General features: G+C 59.5%; 10 protein-coding genes and 1 tRNA gene. All 11 read left to right on the top strand.

What is annotated here, in order from left to right:
* The first annotated feature begins 303 nt into the window (after nucleotides 1–303).
* The 11 genes from D7D26_RS11270 to rpsI all read left to right on the top strand — a co-directional run bounded on the left by D7D26_RS11270 (nucleotide 304) and on the right by rpsI (nucleotide 9,152).
* Nucleotides 304–380: transfer RNA gene (locus D7D26_RS11270), tRNA-Ile, on the top strand.
* Between the two features lie 334 nt (nucleotides 381–714).
* Complete coding sequence (locus D7D26_RS11265) at nucleotides 715–1,542, top strand: PHP domain-containing protein (protein WP_120373105.1); 828 nt, start codon at nucleotides 715–717, stop codon at nucleotides 1,540–1,542.
* 11 nt (nucleotides 1,543–1,553) lie between these two features.
* Nucleotides 1,554–2,903, top strand: a complete 1,350-nt coding sequence (locus tag D7D26_RS11260; RefSeq protein WP_120373104.1) for a TldD/PmbA family protein — start codon at nucleotides 1,554–1,556, stop codon at nucleotides 2,901–2,903.
* A 4-nt stretch (nucleotides 2,904–2,907) separates the two neighbouring features.
* The gene (locus tag D7D26_RS11255) at nucleotides 2,908–4,527 is read left to right on the top strand and encodes an N-acetylmuramoyl-L-alanine amidase family protein (protein ID WP_158606352.1); all 1,620 of its coding nucleotides are present in this window, start codon (nucleotides 2,908–2,910) and stop codon (nucleotides 4,525–4,527) included.
* 48 nt (nucleotides 4,528–4,575) lie between these two features.
* Complete coding sequence (locus tag D7D26_RS11250; protein ID WP_078016250.1) at nucleotides 4,576–5,235, top strand: hypothetical protein; 660 nt, start codon at nucleotides 4,576–4,578, stop codon at nucleotides 5,233–5,235.
* 122 nt (nucleotides 5,236–5,357) lie between these two features.
* Entirely contained in the window at nucleotides 5,358–6,086 is a 729-nt protein-coding gene (rph, locus tag D7D26_RS11245; RefSeq protein WP_255415990.1) for a ribonuclease PH, read from the top strand.
* A complete protein-coding gene (gene rdgB / locus D7D26_RS11240) occupies nucleotides 6,087–6,698 on the top strand; it encodes an RdgB/HAM1 family non-canonical purine NTP pyrophosphatase (RefSeq protein WP_078016249.1) in 612 nt (203 codons plus the stop codon).
* A 142-nt stretch (nucleotides 6,699–6,840) separates the two neighbouring features.
* A complete protein-coding gene (gene secG / locus D7D26_RS11235) occupies nucleotides 6,841–7,062 on the top strand; it encodes a preprotein translocase subunit SecG (protein ID WP_078016248.1) in 222 nt (73 codons plus the stop codon).
* Nucleotides 7,063–7,083: 21 nt separating this feature from the next.
* On the top strand, nucleotides 7,084–8,121 hold the full coding sequence (locus tag D7D26_RS11230; protein WP_120373102.1) for a nicotinate phosphoribosyltransferase: 1,038 nt from the start codon (nucleotides 7,084–7,086) through the stop codon (nucleotides 8,119–8,121).
* A 187-nt stretch (nucleotides 8,122–8,308) separates the two neighbouring features.
* Nucleotides 8,309–8,743, top strand: coding sequence for a 50S ribosomal protein L13 (rplM, locus tag D7D26_RS11225; protein WP_120373101.1), 435 nt, complete (start codon nucleotides 8,309–8,311; stop codon nucleotides 8,741–8,743).
* 16 nt (nucleotides 8,744–8,759) lie between these two features.
* Nucleotides 8,760–9,152, top strand: a complete 393-nt coding sequence (gene rpsI, locus D7D26_RS11220; protein WP_120373100.1) for a 30S ribosomal protein S9 — start codon at nucleotides 8,760–8,762, stop codon at nucleotides 9,150–9,152.
* The last annotated feature ends 245 nt before the right edge of the window (nucleotides 9,153–9,397 follow it).

Genomic DNA, 9,397 nt, shown 5'->3' with positions numbered 1-9,397 from the left:
TCGTCGCCCGTGTCTCTGTTTTTTTCTTCCTTACTTCTTCCTTCTTCTCTTTTTCTCTTCCTTTCTCCGCTCGAAAAGCTTCGTTTAAAAGCTTCGCTCAAAAGCTTCGCTTGAAATCTTCGCTCGAAAATCGCCGGCCCGCTGCGGAAAATCCTTCCCGCCGCGGGCCGGCCTTTTTTATAAACTCTGCTCGCTTCGGCCTTGTGGTGTTTCTCTTTCAACCGCCGATTTGGGAGGAAAATAAATTTCAGGGCTTCACAAATGAGAATTTTGTGGTACAATTCCTCGTGTACTCACGAAAGAGGGCCGCTAGCTCAGTTGGTCAGAGCACTCGGCTGATAACCGAGAGGTCAGAAGTTCAAATCTTCTGCGGCCCACCATGGTCGGTTCACCACGACTTTCGTCGTGGTTTTTTTTTTGCTTTTTTTCGGCTGAAGCAGGATCTGTTACGGCCGTATGGGCGGCGTCGGCGAAATCCGCAGGGGGATCTTCACGCTGAATTTAAAAATAGGAGAAAATACCAATTTGTGGCGGAGCGCCCGGTTTCTTTTCGCAAAATGGCTTAAATTCTGTTATAGTTAACGCAGTGGGTCGTTCTGTCGTTTTTTCGGCGGGACGGCGAAAGGAGTTGATACCATGTTTTGCGGCGCGTTTGCCGTTGCTCATGGGCATCTTGAAATGGGGAGTTTGTTCGCGAAAGGCGGACGAACGTAAATGATGCGCGTCGATATGCATTTTCACAGTCTCTGTTCTGATGGGAGCGATTCTCCCGAAGCGCTGGCGCGTCTTGGCAAAAAACGCGGGCTGGCGGTGATGTCCCTGACCGATCACGATACGATGAAGGGCGTTCCCGCCTTCATGTCGATGTGCCGCAAGTTGGGCATCAGAGCTGTTTCGGGAGTGGAGATCTCCGCGGAATATCCGCGGACACTGCATATCTTGGGCTATAATTATGATCCTCAGGACGAAGAGTTTCGTGCGGCGCTGGCAAAGATCCAATATTATCGTGAGGAGCGCAACCGTCGGGTTCTTGCCAAGTTGAACGAACTGGGGATCCCCATAACGCTGAAGGACGTTCAGGATGAAGCGGGGAAGGGCGTTGTCGGCCGTCCGCATTTTGCCTATGCGCTGATCCGCAGGGGGATCGTCCGCGACGTGCCGACGGCCTTCTCGGAGTATTTGGGACGGGAAGGGAAGGCGTACGTTCACAAGGTCAGTTTGTCGCCTGAAGAAACGATCCGCGCGATCCATCGTGCGGGCGGCCTTTCCGTGCTGGCGCATCCGGTGCAGACGTGCTCGGATATCAAGGAACTGCCGGACATTCTGCGCTGGCTGAAATCGCTTGGGCTATGGGGGCTTGAATGTTACTCGGGGCACCACAGCAGGGAGCAGAGCGAGGCCTACAAAGCGCTGGCGGCGGCGAACGGCCTCGAGGTCACGGCGGGGTCCGATTATCATGGCAGAGGGCGCCCGGGATACCATTTCGGCGTGTCGGTTCCTGAAAATCTTTTGCCGTGGGCTCGATTGGGGTTGAGGATGTAGAGGGCGCCTGGATGAATATCGACACGGCGCGGCGTTTGCTCGAGCGCATGCTTTCTAGTGCCAAAGCCGGCGGAGCATTGGCGGAGGAATGTGTCTGGTGCGGTTATGGCAGTCGTTCGTTTTCGGTCTGCGATGAGGCGCTGGAAAAAAGTCATTCTTCGATTTCCGAGTGTCTTGGGCTGCGCATTCTGGACCGGAAGCATCGCCAGGGCGTAGCGAGCCTTTATGATATCGACGACCGCGCCGTCGCCGTGCTGTGCGAAAACGCTTTTCGCAATGCGCGGCATGGCGCCGCGGAGGACGACGTCGTCTTTGCGAGGACACAGCCGGCAGTTCCGGCGGTCGATCTGGGCATTTACGATCCTGGGTTGGTCGCGTGGGATCCTCGGGAACAGATCGAGCTCTGTCTGCAAATGAGTCGTCAGGCCCGAGCTCTCGACCGACGTGTGCGCACGATGCGCGATGCCAGTGTTTTTATCGGCTGGGAAGAATCGTTGACGATCAACAGTTATGGCGTTTCCTGTCAAAGTCGTTCCACCGCCGGCGGGATCGGCGTCACAGTAATGGCGGAGGACGGCGAGGCCGTCGAGATTGGCGGAGCGAGTCTGGACGGGCGTTCTCGGGCGGCACTCTCTTCCCGGCTGCCGGTCGACGAGGCTGTCGCGCGCACGGTACGCCTGCTGCACGGTGAGCCTTTGCCGACGGGGCGCTATACGCTCATCCTCGAGCCGGAGGTTGTCGCTTCCTTTCTCGAGGGACTGGCAGTGCTGTTTTTCGCCTCGAATGTCTGCAAAGGGCTGACGCTTCTGGCTGACAAAATGGGGGAACAGGTGGCTTCGCCCGTCGTGACGCTTGTGGACGACGGACGGCTGTATGGCGGCATGGGAACGGCCGCCTGCGACGCCGAGTGCGTTGCTACGCAGCGGACGGTTTTGCTTGACCACGGCCGTCTTGTTTCCTGGCTGAGCAATTTGCAATACGGAAAACGGCTGGGAACGATTTCGACGGGGAACGGCAGCCGCGGGCTCTCCTCCGTGCCCGACGTCGACGTGAACAACCTGTTCGTCGTGCCCGGGAAGCGTTCGGCGGAGGAGCTTGCGGCGGCTTACGACGGCTGCTTCCGTGTCACTGAGTTGATGGGGCTGCATACGGTTGACTCGGTCAGCGGAGATTTTTCGCTGGCGGCGCGCGGGCTGTATCATAAGAACGGCGTTTCCCGCCCCGTCTCCGCGGTGACGATCGCCGGGAATCTGTGCGAATTCCTGAATAAAATTATTGAAGTCGGCGGCGATTTACGGTTCTATGACCGTTTCGGCGGCTGCACAATGGTGGTGGACGATATTGCGGTGGCTGGAAAATAAATGTTTGAACGTTGCGCTTGTCATTTTCCTTTGCCTTTGGGTCGTTTCGAGCGCCGGCGCAAGCACGTGGCAGTGGAGCGGTGCCGGAGTTTCCGGAAGCGTCGAGGTGAAGGAGTTTCATTCGCTCCGCATGGCTGCGGCGGACCAGATAGCGGCGGGGCTTGGATACCAGACCCGGCGGGAAAAAGAGGAACTGGTCGTGCAGGCTCCCGTCGGGCTGCGCTTCGTGCGCGGCGCGGCGGTCGTGTGGATCGGGTACAGCGTCGTCGCTCTGCCGGCACGGGCGCGTATGGAAGATGGGCACTGGTGGGTTGACACTGACACGGTGCTGAGCGTGTTCTCGCAATTTCTGAAGAGAAACGGGCGGAACGTGGCCTTGCAATGGTCAGGGGCGGGAAAGCGGCAAACGCCTCCGGTGGAGCGGGGATCGGGCGATCGGAAGAAAACGCCCGCCAACGACGCGCCACAGCGGGGACCGCTCCGGCGGGAACAGCAAAAGGCGCAGGATCTTCCCCGGCTGAAAGCGCTGAGGTGGGGCGGCGATCATGCCGACGTGCGGGCTGTTATCGATCTCGAGGGCTCTGCCGAACCTTCATATACCGTTCGGGATGAAACGCTGACCGTGGTGCTTGCGCCGATGAAGGCCTCGCAAAGGCGCGCCCTCAAATCCGCGCGTTCCGACATCGCCCTGTCGGTTAAGAACGATTCCACGGCGCGGCTGGATTTTTCTTTTCCCGGCAGAACGGTCAAAGTCTTCACGTTGAGCGATCCTTATCGCCTTGTCATGGATTTCAAGCTGGACGACACAACCTCGCGTCGAAACGAAAGCGGGGAGTTTTCCGCGAGGGACGGAAGCCAGAAGGATGATAAGAAGCTGGGCGCGAAAGGCGGAGAGGACAAATCTCGTGAAAAAAAGCCGCCTTCTCCGGCGCCGCGTTCCCGCAAGGGCAAGAAACTCGTCGTCATCGACGCGGGGCACGGCGGCAAGGATCCCGGCGCCATGGCGCACGGGTATCGGGAGAAGGATCTCGCCTTGCAGATTGCCAAGCGGGTGGCGAAAGAGCTGCGTTCGCGAGCGGTGACCGTGCGCATGACCCGGGAAGGGGATACGTATCCCACGCTGCGGGAACGCACGCAAATGGCGAACGACTGGAAGGCGGACGTGTTTATCAGCATCCATCTCAACGCCCTGCCCAAAGGGCGCCATTCCAAAGGCGTGGAAATCTATATCATGGCCCTGCCGACCGACAAAGACGCCATGACGCTGGCGAGAATCGAAAACGCCGAGATAGCCGAGGACAGTTCCGGCAAGAAGGGATCGTCGGACAAGAGAACTGAGATGCTGCTGTCGATCTTGGGCAACATGCAGCAGAATGCCAAGATCGACGAAAGCACCGATCTGGCCGAGGAGCTGTTCAAAGCGGGGCAGGAGAGCCGGCTGGACATGAAGCGAGTCGCTCAGGCGCCTTTCTGGGTGCTGCGCGGCGCGGTCATGCCGTCGGTGCTGATCGAGACGGGATTCATCACCGAGCTGTCGGAAGCGAAGCGTTTGGCGCAGCCGGCGTATCAGCAGCGGATGGCGGAATCGATCGCATCAGGTATAATAAACTTCATCAACCGTTAATTCCCGAGAGTCCTTGGGAAAGAGATCCTATTTGAGGAGTGATCGACAGTGAACGATGAGATCTCGCGCCGGCCGCGAACGCCCGACCGTGAGGAATATTATCAGCCGCGGCGGCGCGCGCCGCTTTTCCTGCGCGTGCTGGCGCAGCTGAGCGTGATGGTGATCTTTCTGGCGGCAGGTTATTACGGGGCCGATCTGTTTTTGAAGATGCTTGATCGCAAGAACGTGCTCAAGCAGGAAAATGTCGTCTCCAACACGGAGGATCTGCAGCGTCTCCTGGCGGCCGAGGATTCGAACGACAGCGTCGTGGGGCCGCGCAAAGAGCTTGCGGTCTACCCGCTTGGACGCGACGGCATGGTGAAAGCCAGCTTGAAAGTCCTGTCCGAGGTGCAGGAAGACGAGATCATCCAGGCCGTGAACGCGATCTTCCGGGAATCTTCGGAAAGCTGGGCCAACGTCATGGAGGCAAAGCATGTCTATCGAGACGGCATCGCCGTTTATCTCGATCTGCCGCAGGGGTTCGCCGCCGGCCTGGGAAAGATGTCGGAAGAGCGCGCTTTGCTGATGCTGACGGGGATCGTGCGCACGGTCGTGGAGAATTTCCTGCCGGTCAAACAGGTCTATTTCCTTCAGGAAGGCCGCTGGGTGCAGAACGTCGGCTCGATTCGCCTTTCCGACCCCTGGGGATTGGAAAACGCGAACGGCTGAGTGAGAGATCAGCGCGCGGGAAACGCTCGTGCGCGCTGATCTTGTATTTTTTTTTCAAAATTCTCGCGGGCAGAAAAAACTGCTTATCGTTTTATTTATGGAGGCGAAAAGAGATTCATACTTTGACGAGAGAACGGGCCGACGCACTTCGCCCCGTGACCATGGAACGGAACTGGAACATTTACTCCGAAGGGTCCTGCGTGATTTCCTGCGGGCGCACCAGAGTGCTCTGCACGGCCACGGTGGAGGACAAAGTGCCGCCCTTTTTACGCGGACAGGGCAAAGGCTGGGTGACGGCCGAATATTCGCTGCTGCCGCGTTCGACGGCGGTGCGCGTGCCGCGGGATGCCGCAAAAGGGCGAGTCAACGGACGCAGCCAGGAGATCCAGCGCCTCATCGGCCGTTCGCTGCGCGCCGCCGTGGATCTCGACGCGCTGGGCGAGCGCTGCATCACGCTCGACTGCGACGTGATCCAGGCGGACGGCGGCACGCGTACCGCTTCGATCACCGGCGCCTATGTGGCGCTGGTCGACGCGCTGCGCTGGCTGCGCGGGCAGGGGGCTTTCGAGAAATTGCCGCTCAAGTCGTCGGTGGCGGCCGTCAGCGTCGGAAAGGTGCGGGGACGGCTGCTGTTGGATCTGTGTTACGAGGAAGACAGCACCGCCGAGGTCGATTTCAACGTCGTCAAGAACGGACAGGGCGATTTTATCGAAGTGCAGGGAACGGGCGAAGGCGGCGTGTTTTCCCGCGAGGAGATGGCGGGGATGCTCGATCTGGCGTCGGCGGGAATCCACGAACTGACGGCGTTGCAGCGCCGCACGCTGCAATGGGACGACGGGGAGGTCCGTTAGATGATCGTGATGGACGGGGTTTCGCTTCAAAAGCTGGTGATCGCCAGCGGCAACCGGCACAAGTACGAAGAGTTTCGCGCCCTTCTGGCGCCGCTCGGGATCGAACTGATCTTCGGCGGCGATTGCGAACGCCCGTTGAGCGTGGAGGAGACCGGCGCCACTTTTCTGGAAAACGCGGCGCTGAAAGCCTGCGCTTGGGCAAAGCATACGGGGCTGCCCGCCATCAGCGACGACAGCGGCATCGAGGTGCGCGCGCTGAACTGGCAGCCGGGCATTTATTCTTCGCGCGTCGGCGGCGAAGACGACGAAGCCTGCCGCCAGTGGCTGATCGCCAACATGGCCGGCGAGTCGGACCGTTTCGCGCGTTACGCCGCGGCGCTCGTGCTGGCTTTTCCCGACGGAAGCGTTCATTGGCAGACGTTGGCCTACTGCAACGGCCGCGTGATTCAGGAGAAGCGCGGCGGGAACGGCTTCGGTTACGACCCGCTTTTCATTCCCGAAGGATATGACCTGACGTTCGGCGAGCTGCCGGCGGAGACGAAAGCGAAATTATCGCACCGGGCCAAGGCGTCGCAGGCTTTTATCGAGATGCTGCACCGCCTGAAAAGTTGAAAATCAGGCGCGCAGACATTCCTCTTGAGGTCGCCCCGTTGGCCGATTTCCCTCCGGCGGGACTTTGTGGTACAATCATTCGGAATTCATCGGGTAAGATGGATACGAACGATTCAGCAAAAATTTTCGGAGGTGCGCTCCAGTGAAAACTTTTCTTTCCATTGTCCAGATTCTTCTTTGCGTGGTGCTGATGGCCGTGGTTTTGCTTCAGCCGCGCAAACAAGGCCGCGGCGGTATCTTCGGCGGCGCCACGCTGGCCGATCCGACGGCCAATCAGTGGGCGCGTTTCTCCGGCCTGTCCAAGATCACCGTGATTGTCTGCGCCCTGTTCATGCTCAACTCGCTTGCTTTGATCATTCTCTGATACGAAAGGGACCCGCGATCAATGTCAACTGCAAGCATCGAAACTCTGAAAGACGTCGCGTCGGTAGAAGTTTCCCCTGACCGTCTGCCCAGCGCGACGCACGAGGAAATCCTCAACGGTCTGACCACGGACATCTATTTCATCAGGACCCGCGATCTGCTTGACCATATGGGCCTTCTGAACACTCCCGTCGTGGCGGAGGTCTTCGCCCGCCGCAGCGGCATTTTCGCCGGCGTGGAGGAGACGGCTCGCCTTCTTCGCGGGAAAAACGTCCGCATCGACGCCGTTCCCGAGGGCACGCCCTTCAAGCCGAAAGATACGCTGATGCGCCTGACCGGGCCGTACGGCGCCTTTGGCATGTACGAGACCACGCTGCTGGGCATGCTGGCGTCTTCGACCGGCTGGGCGACGGCGGCCCGCGAATGCGTCGACGCCGCGGCCGGCAAACCCGTGCTCTGCTTCGGCGCGCGGCATGTCCATCCCGCCGTCGCGCCCGTGATGGAGCGTATCGCCGTGAAAGTCGGCGGCTGCGCCGGGGCGAGCTGCATCCTCGGTGCCAAACTGCTGGGGCAGAACCCCTCCGGCACCATCCCCCATGCCGCGATCCTGATGGCCGGCGACACTCTCAAGCTGGCCAAAGTGTACGACGAGATCACGCCGGCCGGCGAAACGCGCGTCGTGCTCGTCGATACGTTCAAGGACGAGAGTGAAGAAGCGCTCCGCGTCGCCCAGGCGCTTGGGCCGCATCTGGGCGCCATCCGCCTCGACACGCCCAGCGAGCGCGGCGGCGTCGGCCCCGAATTGATCCGCGAAGTCCGTTACCGCCTCGACATGGCCGGCTTCACACACGTCAAGATCGTCGCGACCGGCGGCCTGACGCCCGAGCGGATCCGCGTCCTTTCCGAGGCCGGAGCCGACACCTTCGGCGTGGGCAGCTACATCTGCCACGGCGCGCAGATCGACATGACGCTGGATCTCAAGGAAGTTGACGGAAAACCGGTGGCGAAACGCGGCAGATTGCCCGGACCACTGGACAATCCGCTGCTGGTGAGAGTATAATATCCAATTGTGAGAAACGCGCCTCCTCGTTCGAGCTTTGGTAGAGTTGTCACACACTTCCCTACGGCCTCTGATCGATGAAGTGACGGTTGCGCTCCAAACACTGGATCCCTTGGGTTCCCCAGAGCCCGGCGGTCCGATCTCATGCAGTATTTCAAAACAAGAACGTAAAAGGAGAGTGTTTCGAATGACCGGCAACCGGACATTCATGGCTCGTAAAGAGACCGTTCAGCGGAACTGGTTCCTGATCGACGCCACCGACGTCCCCGCGGGACGTCTGGCTTCGCGCGTCGCTCTGATCCTCACGGGCAAGAACAAGCCCATCTATACGCCTCACGTCGACACGGGCGACTTCGTCGTCATCATCAACGCCGACAAGGTCGGCCTGACCGGCAACAAACTGGAGACCTCCAAGGTCCACTCCTACAGCGGCTATCCCGGCGGATTCAAGGAAATGACCTACGGCGAAGCGATGAAGCGCAGCTCCGTGCGCCTGCTCGAACGCATCATCAAGGGCATGCTTCCCAAACACAATCACCTGAACTTCGGGCGCAAGCTGAAAGTCTACGCCGGCGCCGATCATCCTCACGCGGCTCAGAAGCCCGTGACGATCACTCTGTAAAGAAGGAGGAGATTCGATGGCTACTTCTTATTACTGGGGGACGGGTCGTCGCAAGAACGCGATCGCCCGCGTCCATATCGCTGCCGGCGAAGGCAAGTTCCTGATCAACGGCCGCGAGACCGCCGAGTACTTCCCCCGCCACAACTGGCTGAGCGGGGCACTGTCTCCTCTGGTCGTGACGGGGCTCGAGGGCAAAGTCGACGTGTTCGTCAACGCCCAGGGCGGCGGCCTCACCGGTCAGTCGGGCGCGATCAGCCTCGGCCTGGCCCGCGCGCTTCTGAAGATGAATCCCGATCTTCGTCCCGTGCTGAAGAAGGCGGGACTTCTGACCCGCGATCCCCGCATGGTCGAACGCAAAAAATTCGGCCAGAAGGGCGCCCGCGCGAAGTTCCAGTTCAGCAAGCGTTAATCCTTTTTCGACGGAAAGGCAGTTCGGCACGTTCGCGCCGGGTAAATTTTCAGAGTAAATGCAACCTCGTCAAAGTAAATGCGACGGAGTTGCATTTACTTTGACAGGACAAAAGCAGCAAGCAGTCATTACGAACACATAATAACGATCAAGATTGCGCTAACGGAGCAAATTCAAGGGGATGAAAAGCTGTTACGAGGAAATTGTCCGAAAAAAGAGCATACAAAAGTGCCCCTCAACTGAAA

It is taken from the genome of Pyramidobacter sp. CG50-2 (genome assembly GCF_003612005.1).
Classification (GTDB): domain Bacteria; phylum Synergistota; class Synergistia; order Synergistales; family Dethiosulfovibrionaceae; genus Pyramidobacter.
The sequence above is the reverse complement of the archived record's forward strand: the minus strand, read 5'-3'. Positions and strand labels throughout refer to the sequence as shown.

What these genes read in the sequence shown, in the direction of transcription:
- D7D26_RS11265 (WP_120373105.1), top strand. Translation starts at nt 715, where the DNA reads ATGATGCGCGTCGATATGCATTTTCACAGTCTCTGTTCTGATGGGAGC.
- D7D26_RS11260 (WP_120373104.1), top strand. Translation starts at nt 1,554, where the DNA reads ATGAATATCGACACGGCGCGGCGTTTGCTCGAGCGCATGCTTTCTAGT.
- rdgB (WP_078016249.1), top strand. Translation starts at nt 6,087, where the DNA reads ATGATCGTGATGGACGGGGTTTCGCTTCAAAAGCTGGTGATCGCCAGC.
- D7D26_RS11230 (WP_120373102.1), top strand. Translation starts at nt 7,084, where the DNA reads ATGTCAACTGCAAGCATCGAAACTCTGAAAGACGTCGCGTCGGTAGAA.
- rplM (WP_120373101.1), top strand. Translation starts at nt 8,309, where the DNA reads ATGACCGGCAACCGGACATTCATGGCTCGTAAAGAGACCGTTCAGCGG.
- rpsI (WP_120373100.1), top strand. Translation starts at nt 8,760, where the DNA reads ATGGCTACTTCTTATTACTGGGGGACGGGTCGTCGCAAGAACGCGATC.